This window comes from Streptomyces sp. NPDC092296 (assembly GCF_044755465.1).
In the GTDB taxonomy this organism is placed as follows: domain Bacteria; phylum Actinomycetota; class Actinomycetes; order Streptomycetales; family Streptomycetaceae; genus Peterkaempfera.
The window spans coordinates 27963-49815 of sequence record NZ_JBIVRB010000025.1; the positions used below are offsets into that span (position 1 = coordinate 27963).

Genomic DNA, 21853 nt, shown 5'->3' on the forward strand with positions numbered 1-21853 from the left:
AGTCGCGGAGGGGCCGTTGTCGAGCGTCATGGGAGTACCGGCCGAGCTGCGGCCTGCGGAGTTCGTCCGGGCGCACACCCGGTTGGCGCCCGCCCCGTACGTACCGGAGGTGCGGCTGCACCAGGCCGACGAGGCGATCGGGCTGTGGGAGCGAACCGAGCAGTACGGCGGGGTGCGGATGCCGCCGCCGTTCTGGGCGTTCGCCTGGGCCGGCGGGCAGGCGCTGGCCCGCCATGTGCTGGACCGGCCGCAGACCGTCGCCGGGCGGACGGTGCTCGACCTCGCGTCCGGGTCGGGGCTGGTGGCGGTGGCCGCCGCGCTGGCCGGGGCGGCGGCGGTGACGGCGAGCGACATCGACGGGTTCGCGGCGGCGGCGACGGAGCTCAACGCGGCGGCGAACGGGGTCGCGGTGGCGTCCCGCCTCGGTGACCTGCTGGACGGGGACGGCGCGGGCGCCGAGGTGGTCCTCGCGGGGGACGTCTTCTACGAGCGGCCGATGGCCGAGCGGGTGCTGCCGTTCCTGGAACGGGCCCGCGACCGGGGCGCCCTGGTGCTGGTCGGTGACCCCGGGCGGGCCTATCTGCCCCGGGACCGGTTCGAGGCGCTGTCGGTGCACGACGTGCCGGTGGTGGCCGACCTGGAGGACCGCGCGGTCAAGGCCACCACCGTCTGGCGGCTGCCCGCTTCCTGACCGGCCGTCAGCGCCCCAAGGAGCACCCCCGCCGCCACCAGCGCGCTGCCCGCCAGCTGCACCGGGCCCAGCGATCCGGTGCCGGCCGCCGGGGCGGTGAGCGCGGCGGCCACCGGGATCAGCCCGGAGAAGAGGCCGGCGCGTTCGGCGCCGAGCCGCCGCACGCCGGTGTACCAGCAGCAGAAGGCCAGTACGGTGACCGGCAGCGTGTACCAGGCGAGGGCCGCCGCCTCCACCGCACTGGGGAGCCGCAGCACGGCGGCGCCGTCGAGGGCGGCGCCGAGCACCGATGCCTGTACGGCGGCGACGGCGCAGGCCGCCGCCGCCAGCTGCACCGGGCCGAGCACCCGCAGCAGGTCCACCGCGAGCAGCGCGAACGCCACCTCCCCGGCCAGCGCCAGTACGGAGAACAGCAGCCCGGCGCCGTCGGTGCGGCCGAACCCCTGCACCACGGCCGCTCCCCCGGCGACCAGCAGCCCGGCGCCGGCCAGTCGGGCGGACGGCCGGCGGCCGGCCGACAGCGGGGCCAGTACCGCGATCACCAGCGGCGCGCAGCCCACCAGCACCCCCGGCACGGCGGGCTCGGCGGTGCGCTCGGCGGTCAGTACGGCGATGTTGAACCCGACCATGCCGGTGGCCGCCAGCAGGGCCAGCCGGACCAGGCGGCGCGGGTTCAACCGGCGCAGCGCGGCGGGCAGTCCGTCGCCCTGGCCGGCGGCGATCACGGCGAGCAGCAGCGCGGCCAGGCCGTAGCGCACGGCCTGGCCGCCGAGGAAGGGGTAGTCGGCGAGCAGGCTTCCGGCGGTGAAGGAGGTGCCGACGAGCACGGTGCCGAGGGCGGCGAGCAGGGCGGCGGCCGAAGCGCCGACCGGGGTGGCGGTGGGGTGCATGGTCCGATGCTGGCGGGGTGGCCGGTCTATCGTGAGGTCCAATCCGGGGGGCTTTTGCTGGACCAGTGGGAGGGCGCGGCGGTGCCGGAGGAGACGGGGCGGCCCTGGGCGGGCGCGGCGTGGGAACTCCTGCTGCCGGCGGCGGAGGCGCCCGTCCGGCGGCGCGGGCGGCTGCTTCAGTCGGCGTTCCGGGAGGCCGTGCGGTCGGGGCGGCTGCGGGCGGGCACGCTGCTGCCGTCCAGCCGGGAGCTGGCCCGCGACCTGGGGGTCTCACGCGGCCTGGTCACCGAGGCGTACGGCCAGCTGCTGGCCGAGGGGTACCTGACCAGCCGCCAGGGCGCCGGCACCTGGGTCGCGGGGCTTCCCGGTACGACGGCCGACGCGCGGACGAACGGCGGGTCGTACGGCGCGCCCGGCACGGCCACCGGGCCACGTACCGGGCCCGACACGACACCGGGCCGCACACCCGGCACAACGACCGACGCACCCACGAACGGCAGATCGCCCGGCGCACCCGGCACGGCCGCGCGTATCGGCGCCGCCCCGCGCGCCGGGGCCGCCGCGCCGCCCACCCAGCGCCCCGGCCGCAGCCCCGACCCGGCGCCGGTGGGCGGGCGGGCCGTGGTGGACTTCCGGCCGGGGCTGGCGGATCTGGCGGCGTTTCCCCGGGCCGGTTGGGCGGCGGCGCTGCGCGGGGCGCTGGACCGGCTGCCGCACGCCGCGCTGGACTACCCGGACCCGCGCGGCCTGCCGGAGCTGCGGGAGGCGCTGGCCGAGCTGCTGGCCCGGCGGCGCGGCGTCGCGGTGGACCCGGACGGCCTGGTGGTGTGCTCCGGCGTCGCCCAGGCGCTCGGCCTGCTGGGCCGGGTGCTGTACGGGCGCGGGCAGCGTGCCGTGGCGTTGGAGGACCCGGGCAGCCCCGGCCAGCTGCCGCTGTTCACGGCGGCCGGGCTGCGCTGCCTGCCGCTCCCGGTCCGGGAGGACGGGCCCGACTTGGCCGTACTGGAGCACTCCGGGGCGCGGGCTGTCGTGGTCACGCCGTCGCACCAGTTCCCCACCGGGGTCGCCCCGGGGCCGGTCCACCGGGCGGCGCTGCTCGGCTGGGCGGAGCGGTGCGGCGGGCTGGTGGTGGAGGACGACTACGACGGTGACTTCCGGTACGACCGGGCGCCGGTGGGGGCGTTGCAGGGCCTGGCGCCGGACCGGGTGGCGTACACCGGGTCGGTGAGCAAGTCGCTGGCGCCGGGGCTGCGGCTGGGCTGGCTGGTGCCGCCGCCGGGGCTGCTGGCGGAGGTGGTGGAGGCCAAGCGGGTCACGGATCTGGGCAATGCGGTGCTGGAGCAGGCCGCCTTCGCGGAGTTCGTCCGCTCCGGGCGGTACGACCGGCAGTTGCGGCGGTGCCAGCGGCACTACCGGCGGCGGCGGGATGTGCTGATCGGGGCGCTGGGGCGGGAGCTGCCGGCGGTGCGGGTGGCGGGGATCGCGGCGGGGCTGCACCTGGTCGCGCGGTTCCCGGCGGAGTACGGGGACGCCGGGCGCGTCCGGGCTGCGGCGGCCGGGGCCGGGGTGCGGCTGCGGCCGATGGCCGACCACCGGCTGGAGGGCCATCGGCTGGACGGCGGCGGCCCGGCCGACTTCGTGCTGGGCTACGCGCATCTGACGCCGCCGGAGATCGAGCGGGCCGTGACGGCGGTGGCGGCGGCGCTGCACCGCTCCCGCACCGGAGTGTGACGCACGCCATACTGCGTGGCGGCCGGTCGGCGCATACGATCCCGATCACTGGTGAATCGATTCGACGCATCATCGAATCGATTCACCAGTGATCACCAGCCGAGTCGGTCGCAAGGGAGCGGCATGACCACCATCAAGGACGTGGCCGAGCGGGCGGGCGTCGCGCCCAGCACCGTCTCCTACGTGCTGAACGGCTCCCGCAGCATCTCCGCCGAGACCCGCGAGCGGGTCCGGCGGGCCGTCGACGAGCTCGGCTACCACCCCCGGGCCAGCGCCCGCACCCTGCGCTCCACCCGCACCGATGTGCTGGCCCTCGCGCTGCCCCGCACCGACGGCGGCCAGCGGGCCGTGGACGGCCGCTTCGCCATCGACGTGAGCGACGCCGCCCGGCGGCTCGGCTACGACCTGCTGCTGACCACCGCCGAGGAGAAGGCCGAGGGGCTGCGCCGGGTGGCGCGCAGCGGCCTGGCCGACGCGGCGGTGCTGATGGCGGTCGACATGGAGGACGCCCGGATCGAGGTGGTCCGGGAGCTGGCCTTCCCCGCCGCCCTGCTCGGCCGCCCCGCCGACGAGGACGCCCTGCCGTGGACCGATCTGGACTGGGAGGCCGCCGCCTCGCTGGCCGTACGGACCCTGGCCGCCGCCGGGCACCACCGGATCGCATACCTGGCGCCGACCGAGCGGGAGGTCCTGGCCCGGCGCAGCTATGCGCTGCGCGGCATCGCCGGGGCCCGCCGGGGCGCCCGGGAGACCGGCGCGGCGGTGCGGGTGATCCGCTCCACCGGCAACCCGGCCCGGCTCGCCCGCAAGCTGCGCGCCCTGCTCACCGGCGCCGAGCCGCCGACCGCGCTGGCCGTGCAGCACGCCTCGGCGCTGCCGCACATCCTGGCCGCCGCGACCGCCGAGGGGCTGCGGACCGCCGACGCCCCGGCCATGGTGGTGATCGGCTCGCTGCCCGACGACCCGGCCGCCCGCGACCTGCCGCGCATCGAGCTGCCGGTGGAGACCATGGCCGCCGAGGCCACCCGGCTGGCCGTCGCCGCCGCGGAGGCACTGCGGGCCGCCGAGCCGGACGGCGGCGGTGACCGGCTGCTGGCCGGCGCCATCGGCCATCTGCTGATCCCCCCGGCGCTGCTGCCGGGGGCGCGGCCCCTCGCGCCGCCCCGCTCGCCCTGACCGGGCCGCAGCCCCGCACCCGCACCCGCACCCGCACCCGCACCCGCAGAACCCTCACCCGTACGAGCAGGCAAGGTCCCCCATGAAGTTCACCGACGGCTTCTGGCTGATGCGCGAAGGCGTCCGCGCCTCGTACGCCACCGAGACCCGGGACGTCGTCGTGCAGCACGACCGTCTGCTGCTGCACGCCTCGGTACGCAAGGTCACCGGGCGCGGTGACACCCTCAACACCCCGCTGATCGGCATCGAGTGCTGGTCGCCCGCCGAAGGCGTCATCGGGGTGCGGAGCGTGCACCACGCGGGCGGCCGGCGGCCGGGCCCGGACTTCGCGGTGCGCGTCGACCCGAGGTGCCCGGCCCGCACCACCCGCAGCGGGTCGGTGGTGGAGCTGGTCAGCGGCCCGCTGACGCTGCGGGTGGACACCTCGGGGCCGTGGGCGCTGGAGTTCCGCGACACCGCCACCGGCCGCCCGGTCACCCGCTCCGGCGGCCGGGGCACCGGCTTCGCGGTGGACGGCGACGGCAGCCACCACATGGTCTCCCGGCTGTCGCTGGGGGTGGGCGAGCTGGTGTACGGGCTGGGCGAGCGGTTCACGCCGTTCGTCAAGAACGGCCAGACGGTGGACATCTGGCAGGCCGACGGCGGCACCAGCAGCGAGCAGGCGTACAAGAACGTGCCGTTCCACCTCTCCAACCGGGGGTACGGCGTCTTCGTCAACCACCCCGGCCGGGTCTCCTACGAGATCGGCTCGGAGTCGGTGGGCGAGGTGCAGTTCAGCGTCGAGGACCAGGAGCTGGAGTACTTCGTCGTCCACGGCCCCACCCCCAAGGAGGTGCTGACCCGCTACACCGGGCTGACCGGCCGCCCGGCGCTGCCGCCGGCCTGGTCGTTCGGGCTCTGGCTGACCACCTCCTTCACCACCTCGTACGACGAGGAGACGGTGAACTCCTTCATCCAGGGCATGGCCGACCGGGAGATCCCGCTCAGCGTCTTCCACTTCGACTGCTTCTGGATGCGCGAGTACCAGTGGTGCGACTTCGTCTGGGACCCGGCGGTCTTCCCCGACCCGGAGGGCATGCTGGGCCGGCTGAAGGAGCGCGGACTGCGGGTGTCGCTCTGGATCAACCCGTACATCGCGCAGAAGTCGCCGCTGTTCGCGGAGGCCGCGGCGGCCGGCCATCTGGTGCGGCGGCCCGGCGGCGAGGTGTGGCAGTGGGACCTGTGGCAGCCCGGCATGGCGCTGGTGGACTTCACCAGCCCGGCGGCGCGCGCCTGGTACGCGGGCAAGCTGCGGCCGCTGCTGGCCATGGGCGCGGACTGCTTCAAGACCGACTTCGGTGAGCGCATCCCCACCGACGTGGTCTGGCACGACGGCTCGGACCCGCAGCGGATGCGCAACTACTACACCCAGCTGTACAACGAGACCGTCTTCGAGCTGCTGAAGGAGGTGCGCGGCGAGGGCGACGCGGTGGTGTTCGCGCGGTCCGCGACCGCCGGCGGGCAGCAGTTCCCGGTGCACTGGGGCGGCGACTGCGACGCCACGTTCTCCTCCATGGCGGAGAGCCTGCGCGGCGGGCTGTCGCTGAGCGCCTCGGGGTTCGGCTTCTGGAGCCATGACATCGGCGGCTTCGAGGGGACGCCGTCGGACGCGCTGTTCAAGCGCTGGCTGGCCTTCGGCCTGCTGTCGTCGCACAGCAGGCTGCACGGCTCCACCTCCTACCGGGTGCCGTGGCGGTTCGGCGAGGAGGCGGTGGCCGTCGCCCGCGACTTCGCGCGGCTGAAGAACCGGCTGATGCCGTATCTGTACGGCGCGGCCATGGAGGCGGCCGCCACCGGGGTGCCGGTGATGCGGCCGATGGTGGTGGAGTTCCCCGACGACCCGGGCTGCGCCCAGCTGGACCGGCAGTACATGCTCGGCCCGGACCTGCTGGTGGCGCCGGTGCTCGACGAGAGCGGCGAGGTGGAGTACTACGTGCCGGACGGCACCTGGACCCATCTGCTCAGCGGCGCCACGGTGACCGGCCCCGGCTGGCGGCGGGAGCGGTACGGCTTCGACAGCCTGCCGCTGCTGGTCCGCCCCGGTGCGGTGCTGCCGTTCGGCGCCCGCGACGACCGCCCGGACCACCCGTGGGCCGACGGCGTCACCCTGCGGGTCCACCGCCCGGCGGACGGCGTCACATCGGTGGTCCGGGTGCCGGACGGGCAGGGCGGCACCGCCGCTGTCTTCACCGTCCGGCGGGACGGCGACCTGGTCCGGGTGGCCGCCGAGGGCGACGGCGCGCCGCAGGAGTGGCAGGTGCTGCTGGCCGGTGAGACGGCCGCCGGACTGTCGGAGGGCGTGGCGCGGCTGGAGCGTACGGAGGGCGGCACCCTGGTGCGGGTGCCGGCCGGCGGGCGCGCGGTGGCGCTGCGGCTGGCGGCGGGCTGACCCAGCGGTCCCGGTTTTCTCTCCTTTCGATACCGAAGCGGTGATGAGCTGCGGCAACGCTCGCGGCGCGCCCGTCACCGCCGGTACGATCCCGGTCACGCCGCCCGGTTCGAGAACCGGTCGCGGTGACGGGCGGACGTGGGCGAAAGGGCGGCTTGGTGCATCGGCTCACCGGAGGTGACTCCTCGCTGCTGCGCCGGATCAACGCCGCGGTCACGCTGCGGGCGCTGCGCGACGGCCAGGCGCTCACCCTCACCCGGCTGGTCGGTGACACCGGACTGTCCCGCCCCACCGTGGAGGGCGTGATCGACCAGCTGATGGAGTCCGGCCTGGTGGTCGAGGTCGAGCAGGGCCAGGACAGCGCCCGGCCCCGGGGGCGCCCGGCCCGCTGGTTCCGGTTCCACGCGGAGGCGGGCCACACCATGGGCGTGGAGGTCGGCGTCCACTCGGTACGGGCGGTGCTGGCCGACCTCGGCGGGCGGGTACTGCACTCCTCCGCCCGGCCGGTGGACGAGGGGCTGGAGGCCGACGAGCGGCTGCACGCCGCCCGGGGGGTCGTCGCGGAGCTGCTGCGCCGCGCGGGCGTCTCCCGGGACAGCCTGTGGGCGGTCGGCATCGGCACCCCGGGCATCGTGGACGACCAGGGCACCGTACGGCTGGGGACGGCCATGCCGGGCTGGACGGGCCTGGAGCTGGGGGCCAGGCTGCGGCGGTCGTTCCGCTGCCCGGTGCTGGTGGAGAACGACGCCAATCTGGCCGCCATCGCGGAGCACTGGCAGGGCGCGGCGGTGGGGATGGGCGATGTGGTCTTCGTCCTGGCCGGGCTGAGCCCGGGGGCGGGCTCGCTGATCAACGGGCGGCTGCACCGGGGCTTCGGCGGCGCGGCGGGCGAGATCGGCGCGCTGCACCTGCTGGGCCGGGAGGCCACCCCGGAGCGGCTGCTGTCGACCACCGGCAAGCCGCTGAACCCGCTGGACGAGGCGGCGGTGGCACGGGTGCTGCGGCTGGCCCGCGAGGGCGACGCGGTGGCGCAGGACGCCATGGACCGCTTCCTGCACCGGCTGGTGCACGACGTGGCGGCGCTGGTGCTGGCGATCGACCCGCAGATCGTGGTGGTGGGCGGCTGGGCGGCCGGCCTGGACGGGGTGCTGGAGCCGCTGCGCGAGCAGCTGGCCCGCTTCTCCCTGCGGCCGCCGGAGGTGGCCCTGTCGGCGCTGGGCGAGGAGGTCATCGCGATGGGCGCCCTGCGGGTGGCCCTGGACCAGGTCGAAGCCCAGCTCTTCGCCGTCGAACCCCCCGCCGCCCAGCCCCGGGCCTGACCCCCCGGGGCGTACGGGGCCACGCCCCCAGGGGCGCGAGGAACCGCGCGAACAACCCCGCACATCGCAGAGCACCGCACAGGACAGCACCCGCACCCTGGGGTGGTGGACCCGACGAACGGCCGACCCCCTCAGGAAGCCCGGACCCCCGCCAGCGCACTCTCCACCGGAGCGACCTCCACCAGCCCCGTCTCACCGAAGCTGAGCCGGCAGGTGTCCGCACGGTAGGTGGAGACGGCCAGCGCCGCGATCCGCCCCCGGGCCGCGTACTGGGTGGTGACGACCAGCACCGGCGTCCCCGGCGGCCGCTGCATCAGCCGGGCCTCCTCCGCCTCGGCCACGCCCAGCTCGACCGCCCGCGACTCCCCCGCCAGCTCCAGGTGCTGCAACTGCCGCAGCACCGAGCGCCCGCTACCCGCGCCGCTGACGATGCCGGGCAGGTGCGCCACCGTGGAGTCGGGCACGTGCAGCGACTCGGTGCCGACGACCTGGCCGCCCGTCACCCGCAGCCGCCGCACGGTGTGCACGCTCTCCCCGGCGGGGACGCCGAGCGCCTGGGCGAGCCGGTCGGTGGCGGGGGCGGTGGTGCAGTCGACGATCCGCCACGCGGTGTCGGGGGCGGCGCCGGGCCAGCCCTCCTCGGCGCGGCTGACCGGCACGGTCGTACGGGGTGCGGCGACCAGTGTGCCGATGCCGCGCCGGCGGACCAGTCGGCCTTCCAGCTCCAGCTGGTCCAGCGCCTGGCGCAGGGTCGCGCGGGCGACGCCGAAGCGGGCGGCGAGCTCCCGCTCGTTGGGGATCACCTGCCCGATGCCGAACTCCGAGTCGATGGCGCGCAGCAGCACGGTGCGCAGGTGCCAGTACTTGGGCTCCGGTGCCGCCGGGGCGTGCTCCGTGGTCTCCACCATGTCCTCCACCTGGACGGCCGACCGCGGGCCGGGCTTTATGCGTTCTTCTTTATTAAAGGTGTTTGCAGTAAGTGACCCTAGGGCGCGGGTCGGGAGATGGTCAAGACCAATGCCCCGGGCCGGGCCGGGTGCCGCGCCCGGAAATATCCCCGGATACGCCGCCGGGATCGGGCCACGCCGCACGGCCCGATGTGGCAACATCACCAGCCAGGGGGTGCATGGACATGGCACAGCAGACGCCGCCGGCCGGACCGGTCGGCAACCCGCCCGGCCCGACGCAGGGCGACGAGGCGCAGGGCGGGGAGCAGAGCGGCTGGGTACCGCGGATGAACGCCGCCGGTGCGCTGCTGGCCGGGGCCGCCGCGCTGGTCGGCGCCTTCGGTACGCTGCACGGCTGCCAGGCCGACGACAAAGCCTCGGCGGCGCCCACCGCCACGGTGACCGTGACGGTGACCGCGCCCGCTGCGGGCGGTGCGGCGGACGGTGCGGCCGACAGCGGTGATCCGCCCGCCGCGTCGGCCACTCCCGCCGCCGCGACGTCCGACAGCGCCGCGCCCGGCCACCCGGGCGGCCGGGCCGGCAAGCGGATGACGCTCGTCTTCGAGGCGCTGAGCCCGGCCAAGGACCTGGACGCCGATCCGCCGGCCGGCGGCGACTTCGGGCCCGCGACGGACATCGGCTACGACAGCATCAACAACCGGATGCAGGCGCTCAGCGGCAGTCTGGCACCGGTCACCGGCACCCCCTCCGAGCAGGAGTGCAAGGACGCCGCCACCACCGGTTCCTCGAACAGCGACCCGCTGAAGGTCGGTGACGAGCTGTGCGTGGTGACCAGCGAGGGTTCGGTGGCCCTGCTGCGGCTGGCCGGCCTCAAGCAGGACAGCAGCTACCTGGCCAAGGCGACCTTCGACGCCACGGTCTGGCACCCCTGACGGCGGCCACGGCCCCCCGGCGGCCGGGCCGGATCGCGGCGGAGCGCGCATGTGTGCCGGATCCCCGGGTACCCGAGCCCACTGGAGCGCGCAACCCGAGGAGGACCACCATGACCGACAACTCCACCGCCGACGGCCGCCTGCCCGGCGAGGCCGCGCTGCACGAGATCGCCCACGGCGGTGACCGGCAGGCCGCCATGACCACGCTGGCGCAGAGCGAGGTGCTGCTGCCGGTCGCCGAAGACAGCGGCGAGGCCGGCGAGCCGGACCCGCAGGTCGTCCAGCTCCCCGTGTACGAGCAGCAGGACGGCACCCGGCTGGTGCCCGTCTTCACCTCCGAGACCCGGTTGGCCGCCGCGATGCCGGACGTCCGCCAGTACCGCAATGTGCCGATGTCGGCGCTGGGCGGCGGCTGGCCGTCCGACGATCTGTGGCTGGCCGTCGACCCGGGCTCCCCCGATGCGCTCAACCTGCCGGCCGACAACGTCAAGGCCCTGCCGGCGCTGGCCGGCGCCTGAGGAGGCGGTATCCCGGGCAGGTGGCGGGGGCGGTCCACCCGGACCGCCCCCGCCGTCCGCCCGGGTTCTGGCATGATCGCCGCCATGACGGCTGAAGCGGTACGGGAAGAACCCGGCGGGGAGCAGCTGCGGACGACCTGGGACGGGCTGCCGGTGGCGGCCGACCTGCCGAACGGCGCGGCGGTGGTGGTGCGGCGCCGCAGCGGCGACGACTTCGAGTACCTGCTGCTGCACCGGGCGTACCGGGGTCCCGACTACGAGGGCGACTGGGCGTGGACGCCGCCGTCCGGCGCCCGGCAGCCGGGCGAGCCGCTGCTCACCGGGGCGCTGCGGGAGCTCCAGGAGGAGGCGGGGCTGACCGGGCTGGATGTGCACGCCATCGACCTCTCCGGCCGTTGGGCGCTCTACCTGGCCGAGGTGACCGAGCACGCCGTCGCCCTGATCGATCCGGAGCACGACCGCTACGCCTGGGCGAGCGCCGAGGAGGCGTTGCGGCGGTGCGCCCCGGAGACGGTACGGGAGAACCTGCACCGCACCGCCGGGCTGCCGTCGGTCGGCATCGCCTTCGCCGGGGCGGGCGAGGGGGCGTCCACGCTGCTGGTGGACGGCGCGGCGAGCGGCGAGTTCGGGCATGTCCCGGTGGGTGCGGACGGGCGGCGGGTGCTGCTGCGGTGGACGGTCGGCGACGCCGTCCGTACGGCGCCCCGGCTGGTCACCCGGGCGCTCTGGTGCTATCTGCGGGATGTGCTGGTGGCGCGGGAGCCGGGCGTGCTGGAGGTGGCCGTCGAGCCGGACCGGCCGGAGGACGCCCTGACCGCCGAGACGGTGGGCTTCCTGCCCGCCGCCGAGCCGGGCGGGCCGCTGCTGCTCGACGTCCGCCGGGTCTTCGGCGGCTGACGGCCGCCCGGGGGGCGGTCAGCCGTCGCGGCTCTCGCGGCCCGCCGCGTAGCCGGCCAGATAGGTGCGCAGGCCGTGGCGGCCGCTGCGCATCATCAGCGCGTGGTTGGCGGTGAAGGCCGGGCGGGCGGGCAGCGCGAGGCGGCGCATCAGCGGCTTGCCGGGGCGTACGTCCTCCTCGAACAGGGCCTGGCTGCCGCCGCCCGGACGGGCGGTGACGGTCCATCGGGACCAGCCCCGCAGGTCGCCGGTCAGGGCGGCCTCCAGCACCCCGGCCGCCCGGTCCTGCCGGATCTCCGCGACGGTGAACACCAGGTCGTACGGGAGGACGGAGCGCACGGTCAGCTCGCCCCGGTGGTCGTCCAGCCGCGCGACCCGGCGGACCTCGGGCCACCACTGCGGGTAGCGGGCGACGTCCTGGAGCACCCGGTAAACGTCACCGGGGGCGGCGGGCAGCTCCCAGCGGTCGGCGAACCGGTAGCGGTTGAGTTCCACGGCGGCCAGTCTGCCGCACGGCCCGGCCCGGACGGGGGCAGTCAGGGCAAGTCGAGTCGGCCCTCCGGTGTGAGGGGGAAGAAGGGGTTGTGGGCCAGCTCCCACAGATGGCCGTCCGGGTCCTCGAAGTACCCGGAGTAGCCGCCCCAGGTCGTGCGGATCGGCGCTTTGACGACGGTGGCCCCGGCGTCCACCGCGCCTTGCAGGGCGCGGTCGACGGCGGCCTCGTCCTCCAGGTTGACGGCGAGGGTGACGCCCCGGAAGCCGGACTCCGGCTCGGAGGGCACCCCGGCGTCGGCGGCCAGCTCGTCCACCGGGAAGAGGCCGAGCGCCGAGTCGGCGGTGTGGAACCAGACGATCTCCGGGCTGGAGGCGCTGGAGCGCTGCCAGCCCAGGGCCTGGTAGAAGCGGGCGCTGACGTCGAGGTCGCCGACGCCCAGCGTGACGATGCTGATCCTGGCGGGTACGGTCATGCTCCGCAGCGTAGGCGGGGGGTCCGACAACCGCCTCCGCTCCGCGTCCCGGTGACCGGCCGGGGCCGGCCTGAGCAGCGGAGCGGGATGGCGGCGGCGGGCTCAGTGGCCGGAGGTCAGCTTCAGGCCGATGATCGCGACCACCAGCAGACCCAGGAAGGCCAGCCGGGCGGGGGTCGCGGACTCACCGAGCAGGACGACGCCCAGCAGCGCGGAGCCGGTGGCGCCGATGCCCACCCAGACCGCGTAGGCGGTACCGATCGGCAGCGTCCTGGCGGCGAGCGACAGCAGGGCCATGCTGGCGACGATCCCGCCGCCGGTGAGCAGGCTGGGGAGCGGCCGGGTGAACCCGTCGGTGTACTTCAGGCCGATGGACCAGCCGACTTCGAGCAGGCCGGCGACGACGACATACAGCCACGCCATGGCGGGGCACCTCCGGAGAGACGGATCGCGTACAGGAATCCGCGTCGTCTTCGCTTGACCGGGTACGGCGCGCCTCGTCCGGGGCCCGCAGGGCGGGTCCGCCTCCAGTCTGCCCGGTCCGCCCGGGTCGGTGGCAAGGCGGCCGCGCGGTGATCCCGGTCACCGGACGGCGGGATCGGCTGCGGCCCGGCGCGGTCGGGAGCGTACGGATATGAGGATCATCGGCGCCATGGAGAACACCACCGCACCCGCGTACCGCAGTTTCGTCGCCGTCGGCGACTCCTTCACCGAGGGCATGTGCGACGAGCTGCACCCGGACGGCAGCTACCGGGGCTGGGCCGACCTGGTCGCCGCCCGGCTCGCCGCCGCGACGCCCGGCTTCCGATACGCCAACCTCGCGGTGCGGGGCAAGCTGATCGGCCAGATCTGCGACGAACAGGTCGGCGTGGCCGCCGCGATGGGCGCGGAGCTGGTCACGCTGGCCGGCGGGCTCAACGATGTGCTGCGGCCGGGCTGCGATGTGGCCGAGGTGTCGGCGCGGCTGGGCGACGCGGCGGAGAAGCTGGCCGCCGGGGCGCGCCGGGTGGTGCTGTTCACCAGCGCCGATCCCAGTCGGCGGCTGCGCGGCAGCGCGCGGCTGCTGCCCGCCATCGTGCGGATGAAGGAGTTCGTGGCGGAACTGGCCCGGCAGCGGCCGGAGTTCGTGGTGGTGGACCTGTTCTCGGCGCCCTGCTTCGACGATCCCCGGCTGTGGGCCGAGGACCGGCTGCACCTCTCCCCCGAGGGCCACCGCCGGGTGGCCGAAGCGGTGCTGGAGGCGCTGGGCGCGCCGGCCGGGTTCGACTGGCGGGCGCCGCTGTCGGCTGCTCCGGCGCAGCGGTGGGCGGCCCGGCGGCGTTCCGATCTGCGCTGGGTGCGTATCCACCTGGGGCCCTGGGTGGTCCGGCGGCTGACGGGGCGGTCCTCGGGGGATGGGCGGGCTCCCAAGCGGGCGGAGTTGGCGGCGTACGAGGGGTAGGGCTTTCGCCTTTGCGGGGGTGTGGGTGGGGTTCACCACTCGGGGATGGTGGGGGCTGTCCTGTGGGGGTGCTCTACGGGGGTGGGGGGGTTGCTCGCGCAGTTCCTCGCGCCCCTGGGGGGTGGGGGGTCGGACTTGTGGGGGCACCTCTACGGGGGTAGGGGGTTGCTCGCGCAGTTCCTCGCGCCCCAGGTACTTCCGCAATTCGCACGACAGTGCGAGGCGGGAGTGGAACCATGAACGACATGCTCACCACCGAGTACGACGGGTGCGGCTGTTGCCTGGTCGGTGTGCGTCGCTTGAGCCGGAGGACCGACGCGACCAACAGCCCGGAGCGCCAAGCGCAACAGATTGTCGCGTCCGCAACGGATGCAGGCGGACACATCATCGCGTGGGCCGACGACTGGGAGGTGTCCGGCGCCACGGACCCCCTGACGCGCAAGGGGTTTGGTCCCTGGCTCCGCAATGAAGCGGGCCCGTACGACGGAATAGTTGCGGCGAGCGTGGACAGGGTGGGCCGCAACGTCAGGGACACGCTCAACACTCAGGCGCTTCTGACCGGTCAGGGCCACTTGATCATCACGGCCGACCACGCCGGGGTATGGGACTTCTCCGACCCCAACCAGGAGAATGACTGGATGATCAAGGCGTGGGGCAGTCAGATGGAACTCCGCGCCATCCAGAAGCGGAACCGGGACGAGACGCTTCGGGCCCGTGCCGCAGGTCAGCCCAGGCAAATGCCCAGCTATGGCTACATGTACATACGGCTCGTGCCGATGGGCAAGGTCGATCACGTCGAGGTGGATCAAGTCGCGTACGCGGTGATAACCGATGTTGCGCAGCGGATCTTGGCGGATCAGACAGGAAAGATCACGTGTTCCTCAGAGGCCGCGCGGTTGACCCGTGCGCGGGTGCCGTCGCCGTCAGATCGACGCGCGGAGCTGTACGGCCGTCCCAAGAAGGGCGGGCCGTGGACCGCCAAGAGCCTGCGCAGCATCTTGATCAGCCAGGCCGCTTTGGGGTACCTCATGCACCGGGGCCGACCGGTGCTCGGGCCCGATGGCCGACCCCGGCGCATCGCCCCCGGCCTGTGGGACCACAAAACGCATTTGGCGCTGGTGGAGAAGCTGTCTCGCAAGAAGGCGGGAAGCCGGACCCCGAAGGGCGTGCATCGGCTGTCGGGACTCGGCTTCTGCGGTAACTGCGGAACACGGCTGTACATCGCCGGGCGATCGGGTACGGACATGGCCTACGGCTGCACGGCCCGCGTGCGCGGAATCCCCTCCGCCCTGCACTGCCAGCCTGCGCCGATGATGGCTATTCCGTTGCTCGATGCAGCGGTGGAGGCGTGGTTCCTCGCCCGCTACGGCGCTGGCGAGGTGATGAAGCGGATCTACGACCCGGGCACTGGCTACGCCAGCCAGATAGCGGCGCTTGAGGCCGACCGCGCCCGGCTGCGTGAGGACCGAAAGGCAGGACTGTACGACGCCGCCGACGACGTCGAGTGGTTCCGGACGGAGTACGCGCGGATGGGACGCGAGATCGCGGAGCTGAAGGCGCTGCCCGAGCAGGCCCCCGGCATGCGGATGGTGCCGACCGGCCGCACGATCGAGGAGGACTGGTACAGCGCCCCCGACGACGCGGCGCGGCGCGAAATCTTGAACGAGTTCGATGTGCGCGTTGTCCTCTTCCCCCAGGGGGCCGCACAGCGGTACACGATCACGGGAGCCAACCTGTACGCGCCCGCCGCTTAGCACGCTAGTAGCCCCGGAGGGGGAAACCCTCCGGGGCCATTGCGTCGCCGGGCCCGTTACACCAGCGCGGGGACCACGTAGCGCACAGTCCGGCCGTTCAGTGTCGTGAAGTCCTGTACCCGCGCAGCCAAGCCCACCAGACCGGGCAGGGCCGCAGCCTCTTCGCCCAGCACGTCTACCAGGCACCAGGGGGAGAACCGCAGCTCGAACGCACCCAGTGCCGGGAGACCTTCAAGCCTGAACCGCAAGGCATCGTTGGTCAGGCCCACGCGGAGCACCGCAAGGACGGACGCCGCTGTGACGATCTCCCAGCCTCCGCCGCCCACCTGCGGCACACCGCCGAGGAGGCCCGCCACCGCCGACGCCGCATCACCGGACGCCACAGCGAACCGCCACACGGCCACTTCCCCGTGAAGACCATGGGCTGAGGCACGCCCCACGAGATCAGCCATCGTCGGCCGTCCCCGCGTGCCCACCCCCGCCAGCCCGCCATGGCGCCCGCCGCGCCCCACCCACCCACCCGAAGGGCAGGTGGTCACGGGCAATCTCACGGGTCCGCTTCAGGTCGTCAGCGATTCCGGCAGCGATCAGCATTTCTGCCGGCCCGAGCCCGGAACCGACGAAACGCCAGCTTCCCACGGTCACCGCTTCGTCTGAGGTGAACAGCGCCCGCCCCGACACCGCACGCGCATGTTCCGCCCGCTCCCCCCGCAGTTCCCGGAACGTGGTGGAGTACCGGCGGGTCTTGGTCAGGCAGTGGCCCCGGTAGCCGAGCATGTGCGCCCAGAGTTTCAACCGAAGGTGCCCCAGCTCCAGCAGGCCGCCCAGGCGCCAGCACATGCCCACCAGGGCCCGCACGTGAGCGGACACCCGCAGCGCGCGGATCTCTGCAACACTCGTCACCCGCCGGTCAACCGCCCCGGCTTCAGCCGCGCTCTTGGTCGTGTACTTCGCCACATACCCGGCCACCCGCTCATCACTGAGGACACCGTCGCCGCCGGTGATCGGGTGAGCGTCCAACTGCTCACCGAAGCGCAGCCGCCGAGACCCGTAAGCCGCCGACTCCGGAGCCCGAAGCGCCACGGCCGCAGCCGCCGAGCGCACCGCCTCCAGGAGCAGGGCCACCGTTGCCCAGGGCGCAGGCGCTTCACCAGGGCCGTCCGGACCGTCCAGCCGCAGCACCGCGTGAAAGTGGACCACGCCCCGCCGCTGATACTCAGCAACCTTCGCCGCCGACACCCGGACCAGCTTGCGCACCGCCGACCGGCCGACACCCGCCCGCACCGCAAGGTGGTGGTACAGGTTGTCCCCGAACGCCTTCCACAGCGCCGAAGCATGGCCGTTCCACAGCACGTGCCCCGCGTAGTCGTAGCACCCCGGGCACAACGGCTGCCCCACCACCGGATCGGCGTCCCGGTGGACACCCCCGCACCCGAGCGAGGCCCCGTGCCCGCACCCACCCGGCCGGGCAGCGTGGCACTCGCCCGCACGGTGAACCCGACCGAACGAGGGAGCGGTCAAGGTCAGGAACACCATCGGATGCGTTCGCACATCGGCCGGCACGCCCTTGCCCCCTGCCAACCCCGCCCGCACGAGCTGCCAGGTGTCGCCCTGGTACTGCCACGAGCACGGCTCACAGCGGGCGGCCCGGCGGTTCCGGCACCGCACGGCCAGCCGCTCTCCGGGCTCATCCCGGGTGGTGTAGCGCCGCAACACCTCACCCGTCACCGGGTCGTACGTGGTGGACTCCCCGGCCAGGTAGACCGGCTGCGCACACCCGCCGGTCGCGGTGATCTGCTCCACCCACCGGGCCAAGTCGGGCATCTGGCCCAGGCGGAGGAGACCCCGCTCCACCTCACCCAGGGTCCGCATCCTTTCCTCACGAACGAGGTAGACCCGGCGGGCGGCGGCGCTCTCGAAGGGATTCGCATGGAGAAGGGGCTTGTCAGTCATGGCGGATGGCTCCAAGGAGGAGGACGCAGCAGCCCCGGCCACACCGAGCGAAACTCGGCATGACCGAAGGCGGCGGAGACGATAGGGACGGGACGCGGCACGCGTGGTCGAAAGAACAGCATGGGAACTCCAGTTCGATTAGGTGTGGGTAAGGCCCGCGACCAACCACGTCACGGCAGAGGCGATCGGATCGGCCAGATGGGTCCGGTCCAGGTAGAACCCGAACAAGCCAACAAGGACCACCTGCCAGATGCGCAACTCACCAGCACGCACCAGCACGAAGACCAGGATCGCCAGGAGCGCCACCAGAGGCGCGGTAGCCGTGGCCGTCACGAGGCACTCCCCAGCTCAGCGAAGCTCGGCGCGAGCGCTGCGTGCCGCTCAGCCACCCGCCGGGCCTGCCCGGGAGTGGTCAGCAGCGACCGGGCGCGCATCCAGCCGCCATCATCCCCGAAGGCCACAGCCACTCCCGGCTGATCGGCGGTGATCTCCTGCGCTGCCGTGACCGCTCCCGGGTCGAGATCCCCGAGTGCCATCTCGGCAGTGCCCTTGTCCATCACCCTGTGGCACACCCGCCCGGCCAGCTGAGCCCGCAGCGCAGTGACCCCGGGGCCGAGATCCGAACCCACGCGCTGACCGGCCACCACCAGGTGAACCCCCAGCGCGGCCCCGAGCTGCGCCAGCCGGAGCAACGCCGTGGACACCTGCGCCACCTCCGCCTTGTCCGCGCTGCTGGCCATCAGGTACAGCTCCGCCACTTCATCGACCAGCACCACCACCGGGACGGGACGGGCCTTGCCCGGCAGCTCCCACACCGAACGGACGCCCGCCGCCCGACACCGCTCCATCCGGGCCGTGGTGATCTCCACCAACCGCCCCAGCAGTTCGGCCGCCTCATGCCGGCTGGTGGCCAGCGCCGACAACCGCGCGCCGAACAGAGACAGTTCCATGCCTCCCTTCAGATCGATTCCGACCAGCGCCACCCGCTGCGGCGCCCACTGCGACACCAGCGACGCCATCAGCGTGGACTTGCCCGAACGGGTCGCCCCCACGATCAGCCAGTGCGGCACCCGCCGCAGGTTCACCACCCACGCCCGACCGTCCTCCCACTGGCCCACCGACGCCGACAGCAGCGGCCCCGGCCGCACCAACGGCAGCGACGGCGACGCCAGCGGGTCCCACGCCGTTGCCGTCAGCACCACGAACCCCCGAGAATCGGAGGCCACCCGCACGGCGAACACCCGCCAGGCATGGGCCATCGCCTCACCGGCGACCGCGTACGCCTCCGGGATCTGCCCAGGGTGCAGCCGCACCCGGACCACCAGGCCCCCGCGCTTCCACCGGGGCAGCCCCATCCGAGGCTTGACCGGCTTCAGCGCCCGACCCTTCAGCACGACACCCCCCAGCAGCGCCAGCGGCGGACGCTTCGCCACCGACAGCCCTTGCAGGTCCGCCAACCGCCGCCACGTCCACATCACCCGGACCGCCCCCGCCGGGTAACCGCACATTCCCCACCACACATACGGCGCACGCCGCCGCAGCACCGGAGACGACAGCGCCAGCAGCACACCCAAGCCCGCCAGCGCCCCCAGCACGTACACCCCGTACGGCACATGGTGCTGCACCTCAGCGGCAGCCAGCCCCCGCGCATCAGCCGTCACTTCCCCACCTCCGCCAGCCCTTGATCACGTGCATCTCGACCACCACCGTTGACCACGGAACGCCCATCACTCCGGATCACCGCCCGACTCCAACGGCGGCAGGTCTACTCCGTTCTCCGCCATCTCCCGAAGGATGTGCTCCTCCAAGTGCCACGCCAGCAGAGCAGCATCTGCCGCCAGCGACGCGATGATCGCGGAACCGGCGCGCACTCGGCGGCGTGTCCGGCTTCAGCTCCTCCGCCAGATCGGCCAGGTCCGCCAACCGCTCCCGAAGATCCGTCCAGTCGCGTCTGGTCACTTCGCACCCCCGCGCCCACGCGGCTCGCCTTCAGCAGCCGAAGCCGCCCCGACGACCGCAGGAGCCGTAGGCGCAGCCACGGCAACCACGGACGCCGCCCGGTAGGAGATCCCGGCCCGGCCGCCCATCTCCCACCAGAACGCCTCCAGGCCCACCAGGCGCACGTACTGCCCGATGTCCAAGCCCACCGGCTCACCCGAAACGGCCACCTCGATCAACGCGGCCTTGCGACCCTCCGGCCTTACCGCCACACCGACCGCCCACACCGGCGCACCGTCACGGTCGGCCTTGACCGCACCCGTTTCCGGGTCCGTTTTCGCCTCCACCGAGACGCACAGCGCCGACCCCAGCCTGTCCACGTCCAACGGCAGGTTCTTCAACGTCATGTCGCTTCCCTCCGTCGAAGACCACCGACACATAGGTCAGTCGTCATGATGAATTTCCTTGGCTCGATCATGCGCCCCGCTTGACGCGAGAGGCAAGCACATTCATCCTGACGACTGCTGAATCAACCCCGGGGAACGCGCACTGAGCAGCGCAAACGCACCCGAATATCTGTTCTATAACGCTCTCAAGCGAAGCTGGACAAACCGCCATATAAGGGGCACAAGAGATGGCAGTGATCAAGGCAGGGGCGCTGTATCAGCAAGTCGCCCAAGAGATGCGCAAGGCCATCGCCGCAGGCCGATGGTCGCCAGGCGAGAAGATCCCGACCGAGGACAAGCTGACCGCTCTCTACTCCGTCTCCCGCCCCACCGTCCGACAGGCCGTCGCCGCTCTCCGGGCCGAGGGCTTGCTAGACGTACAGCAGGGCCGCGGCACCTTCGTCCGCGCCCAAGAGGCGGCAGAGCCCATCAGCCTCACCCGCGTGATCACCCGCGCGGGCAAGCGGTTCATCACCGACTCAGACGGATGGGCGGAACAGGGAACACCCACCGTCTACCGGGTCCGACTGGAACCGAGCGCCGCTGTACTCCTCCACACCGACGGCGGCGAAGCCGCCTATCTGGTGGAGCGCATGCTCATCCACGAGCCCGGCGGGACCCGGGCACGCCACGGCACGCTCATGCCCATGGAGCAGCTGACCGGAACCCCGCTCGCCAAGGACCCGGCCGTACCCACCGCCCAGGCATACACCCAACTCACCGCCGCCCACGGCGTCCTCGAATGGCGCGAGACGGTCAACGCCCGGATGCCCCAGCCCGACGAGCGCGCAACCCTCAACCTGCCCGAGTTCACCCCCCTGCTGATCTCCCAGCGCGTCACCCGGACGCAGGCCGACCACCGCCCGCTCATGCTGGAGACCATCGCCATGGGAGCGGGTACAGCCCAGATGGCGTTCACCGTCCGCCCTACAACCGTCCGCGCCCACCAGGGGTAAGCCAGGCACCCGCTCACGCGTCGAAAACTGTCTTCACTTCCTCAAGGGCGGTGCTCCGCGCCGCCGGGCGGCAGCCACCCAGGGCACGCGCTTCGAAGATCACCCAGTCATGCCGGCCGAAGTCGCCTGGCCATCACACGCGCCGCCGAAGCGCGATCGACCCCTGGGCCCACCTGCCGCGCTTCATCATCCGTTCCAGTACCACTCCGAGCCTGCGCGCCCCCAGCGGCGTACCTTCCAGGAAGACGACGCCGCGCCCGTCGTCAGCCCAACCGGCTTGCGCCCGCACCAACGCAGGCCCCCGCAAGCCCAGCCTTCCAAGCACCGCGTTCAAGCTGTCCGCCGCCGCCCGCGCCTCTAACCACGCCGCCTCATAATCCACCCCCTCCAACACCGGACCCCCACCCAGAAAGACCCCGATCTCTTCGCCGTAGTCCTGATCCCCTGCGTGCTCGCCCATAAAGGTCCGTCCCTCCCGATCACCGGAACCGCACCGGCGCATTGGCATATGCCAACAGCAACGTTCAAAACCAGCCGGACCCAAAGCGTTACACACAGCAGGCAACCTCACACGCCCAGTCGCGTAACAAAGCTGACCCAGTACCCCTAGTGATCAGCCGCCCCAGCAGCGATATATAGGGGCACGCTGCCCAGACCGGGCGCCAGACCGGGCACCCCCGTCGCACCCTAGGTGCGGCGAGACCCCACTTGATGCGCTGCGCTTCGATCTCGGGTCTATCAGGAATTAAGTGTGGTTCGTCTGTTTGGCCTACAGGTTGTTCGGTGGGCTGTTCGGCTCACACTCGTCCGGCGGTAAGGCGGCCGTCGAAGAGGACGTCGAACTCGTTGAGGGCGGATTTCCAGCGGTTGTTCCAGCGCTGGCGACCGCGGCCGGTGGGGTCGAGGG

General features: G+C 73.3%; 22 protein-coding genes and 1 riboswitch. Of the genes, 11 read left to right on the forward strand and 11 right to left on the reverse strand.

The features are described from left to right. Positions 1–16 precede the first annotated feature (16 nt). Complete coding sequence (locus ACIQGZ_RS29015) at positions 17–691, forward strand: class I SAM-dependent methyltransferase (protein WP_402607602.1); 675 nt, start codon at positions 17–19, stop codon at positions 689–691. On the opposite strand, the gene ACIQGZ_RS29020 is transcribed toward ACIQGZ_RS29015, so the two are convergent. Next, positions 577–1581 carry a DMT family transporter gene (locus ACIQGZ_RS29020; protein ID WP_402607605.1) on the reverse strand — a complete coding sequence of 335 codons (1005 nt, stop codon included), beginning with the start codon at positions 1579–1581 and terminating at the stop codon, positions 577–579. The two genes, ACIQGZ_RS29015 and ACIQGZ_RS29020, sit on opposite strands and share 115 nt — an antisense overlap. A gap of 129 nt (positions 1582–1710) precedes the next feature. On the opposite strand from ACIQGZ_RS29020, the gene ACIQGZ_RS29025 reads away from it, so the two are divergent. The 4 genes from ACIQGZ_RS29025 to ACIQGZ_RS29040 all read left to right on the forward strand — a co-directional run bounded on the left by ACIQGZ_RS29025 (position 1711) and on the right by ACIQGZ_RS29040 (position 8235). Then, positions 1711–3312, forward strand: a complete 1602-nt coding sequence (locus tag ACIQGZ_RS29025; protein ID WP_402607651.1) for a PLP-dependent aminotransferase family protein — start codon at positions 1711–1713, stop codon at positions 3310–3312. A gap of 123 nt (positions 3313–3435) precedes the next feature. Next, entirely contained in the window at positions 3436–4488 is a 1053-nt protein-coding gene (locus tag ACIQGZ_RS29030) for a LacI family DNA-binding transcriptional regulator (protein ID WP_402607608.1), read from the forward strand. Between the two features lie 82 nt (positions 4489–4570). Further along, positions 4571–6916 carry an alpha-xylosidase gene (yicI, locus tag ACIQGZ_RS29035; RefSeq protein ID WP_402607610.1) on the forward strand — a complete coding sequence of 782 codons (2346 nt, stop codon included), beginning with the start codon at positions 4571–4573 and terminating at the stop codon, positions 6914–6916. A gap of 158 nt (positions 6917–7074) precedes the next feature. Further along, positions 7075–8235 carry an ROK family protein gene (locus tag ACIQGZ_RS29040; RefSeq protein ID WP_402607613.1) on the forward strand — a complete coding sequence of 387 codons (1161 nt, stop codon included), beginning with the start codon at positions 7075–7077 and terminating at the stop codon, positions 8233–8235. Between the two features lie 131 nt (positions 8236–8366). Here ACIQGZ_RS29040 and ACIQGZ_RS29045 read toward each other — a convergent pair whose 3' ends face one another. Then, positions 8367–9143: a GntR family transcriptional regulator gene (locus ACIQGZ_RS29045; protein WP_402607615.1), complete on the reverse strand. Its 777-nt coding sequence runs from the start codon at positions 9141–9143 to the stop codon at positions 8367–8369. Positions 9144–9367: 224 nt separating this feature from the next. Here ACIQGZ_RS29045 and ACIQGZ_RS29050 point away from each other — a divergent pair, with 224 nt between their 5' ends. The 3 genes from ACIQGZ_RS29050 (at position 9368) to ACIQGZ_RS29060 (ending at position 11490) form a co-directional block, all read left to right on the forward strand. Further along, entirely contained in the window at positions 9368–10075 is a 708-nt protein-coding gene (locus ACIQGZ_RS29050; RefSeq protein WP_402607617.1) for a hypothetical protein, read from the forward strand. A 110-nt stretch (positions 10076–10185) separates the two neighbouring features. Beyond that, positions 10186–10593, forward strand: coding sequence for an SseB family protein (locus ACIQGZ_RS29055; RefSeq protein ID WP_402607619.1), 408 nt, complete (start codon positions 10186–10188; stop codon positions 10591–10593). 84 nt (positions 10594–10677) lie between these two features. Continuing rightward, a complete protein-coding gene (locus ACIQGZ_RS29060; RefSeq protein WP_402607621.1) occupies positions 10678–11490 on the forward strand; it encodes an NUDIX domain-containing protein in 813 nt (270 codons plus the stop codon). An 18-nt stretch (positions 11491–11508) separates the two neighbouring features. On the opposite strand, the gene ACIQGZ_RS29065 is transcribed toward ACIQGZ_RS29060, so the two are convergent. The 3 genes from ACIQGZ_RS29065 to sugE form a co-directional block, all read right to left on the reverse strand. Beyond that, complete coding sequence (locus ACIQGZ_RS29065) at positions 11509–11985, reverse strand: SRPBCC family protein (RefSeq protein WP_402607623.1); 477 nt, start codon at positions 11983–11985, stop codon at positions 11509–11511. A 41-nt stretch (positions 11986–12026) separates the two neighbouring features. Then, on the reverse strand, positions 12027–12458 hold the full coding sequence (locus ACIQGZ_RS29070; RefSeq protein WP_402607625.1) for a VOC family protein: 432 nt from the start codon (positions 12456–12458) through the stop codon (positions 12027–12029). 102 nt (positions 12459–12560) lie between these two features. Beyond that, complete coding sequence (gene sugE / locus ACIQGZ_RS29075; protein WP_402607627.1) at positions 12561–12881, reverse strand: quaternary ammonium compound efflux SMR transporter SugE; 321 nt, start codon at positions 12879–12881, stop codon at positions 12561–12563. 38 nt (positions 12882–12919) lie between these two features. Then, positions 12920–12983: riboswitch (guanidine-III (ykkC-III) riboswitch) on the reverse strand. A gap of 109 nt (positions 12984–13092) precedes the next feature. On the opposite strand from sugE, the gene ACIQGZ_RS29080 reads away from it, so the two are divergent. Then, positions 13093–13899, forward strand: coding sequence for an SGNH/GDSL hydrolase family protein (locus ACIQGZ_RS29080; RefSeq protein WP_402607629.1), 807 nt, complete (start codon positions 13093–13095; stop codon positions 13897–13899). Between the two features lie 236 nt (positions 13900–14135). After that, entirely contained in the window at positions 14136–15653 is a 1518-nt protein-coding gene (locus tag ACIQGZ_RS29085; RefSeq protein WP_402607631.1) for a recombinase family protein, read from the forward strand. 56 nt (positions 15654–15709) lie between these two features. Here the strand turns inward: ACIQGZ_RS29085 and ACIQGZ_RS29090 are convergent, their stop codons facing one another. The 5 genes from ACIQGZ_RS29090 to ACIQGZ_RS29110 form a co-directional block, all read right to left on the reverse strand. Next, on the reverse strand, positions 15710–16105 hold the full coding sequence (locus ACIQGZ_RS29090) for a hypothetical protein (RefSeq protein WP_402607633.1): 396 nt from the start codon (positions 16103–16105) through the stop codon (positions 15710–15712). Beyond that, positions 16098–17606, reverse strand: a complete 1509-nt coding sequence (locus ACIQGZ_RS29095; RefSeq protein ID WP_402607635.1) for a replication initiator — start codon at positions 17604–17606, stop codon at positions 16098–16100. Before ACIQGZ_RS29095 ends, ACIQGZ_RS29090 begins: the two co-directional genes overlap by 8 nt. 138 nt (positions 17607–17744) lie before the next feature. Next, positions 17745–17939 carry a hypothetical protein gene (locus tag ACIQGZ_RS29100; protein ID WP_402607637.1) on the reverse strand — a complete coding sequence of 65 codons (195 nt, stop codon included), beginning with the start codon at positions 17937–17939 and terminating at the stop codon, positions 17745–17747. Next, positions 17936–19201 carry an FtsK/SpoIIIE domain-containing protein gene (locus tag ACIQGZ_RS29105; RefSeq protein ID WP_402607639.1) on the reverse strand — a complete coding sequence of 422 codons (1266 nt, stop codon included), beginning with the start codon at positions 19199–19201 and terminating at the stop codon, positions 17936–17938. The genes ACIQGZ_RS29100 and ACIQGZ_RS29105 overlap by 4 nt, the downstream gene beginning before the upstream one ends. 360 nt (positions 19202–19561) lie before the next feature. After that, on the reverse strand, positions 19562–19951 hold the full coding sequence (locus ACIQGZ_RS29110) for a hypothetical protein (protein ID WP_402607641.1): 390 nt from the start codon (positions 19949–19951) through the stop codon (positions 19562–19564). A gap of 227 nt (positions 19952–20178) precedes the next feature. Here ACIQGZ_RS29110 and ACIQGZ_RS29115 point away from each other — a divergent pair, with 227 nt between their 5' ends. Next, positions 20179–20946, forward strand: coding sequence for a GntR family transcriptional regulator (locus ACIQGZ_RS29115; protein ID WP_402607643.1), 768 nt, complete (start codon positions 20179–20181; stop codon positions 20944–20946). Between the two features lie 133 nt (positions 20947–21079). Here ACIQGZ_RS29115 and ACIQGZ_RS29120 read toward each other — a convergent pair whose 3' ends face one another. Continuing rightward, positions 21080–21406, reverse strand: coding sequence for a hypothetical protein (locus ACIQGZ_RS29120; RefSeq protein ID WP_402607645.1), 327 nt, complete (start codon positions 21404–21406; stop codon positions 21080–21082). Positions 21407–21853: the final 447 nt, after the last annotated feature.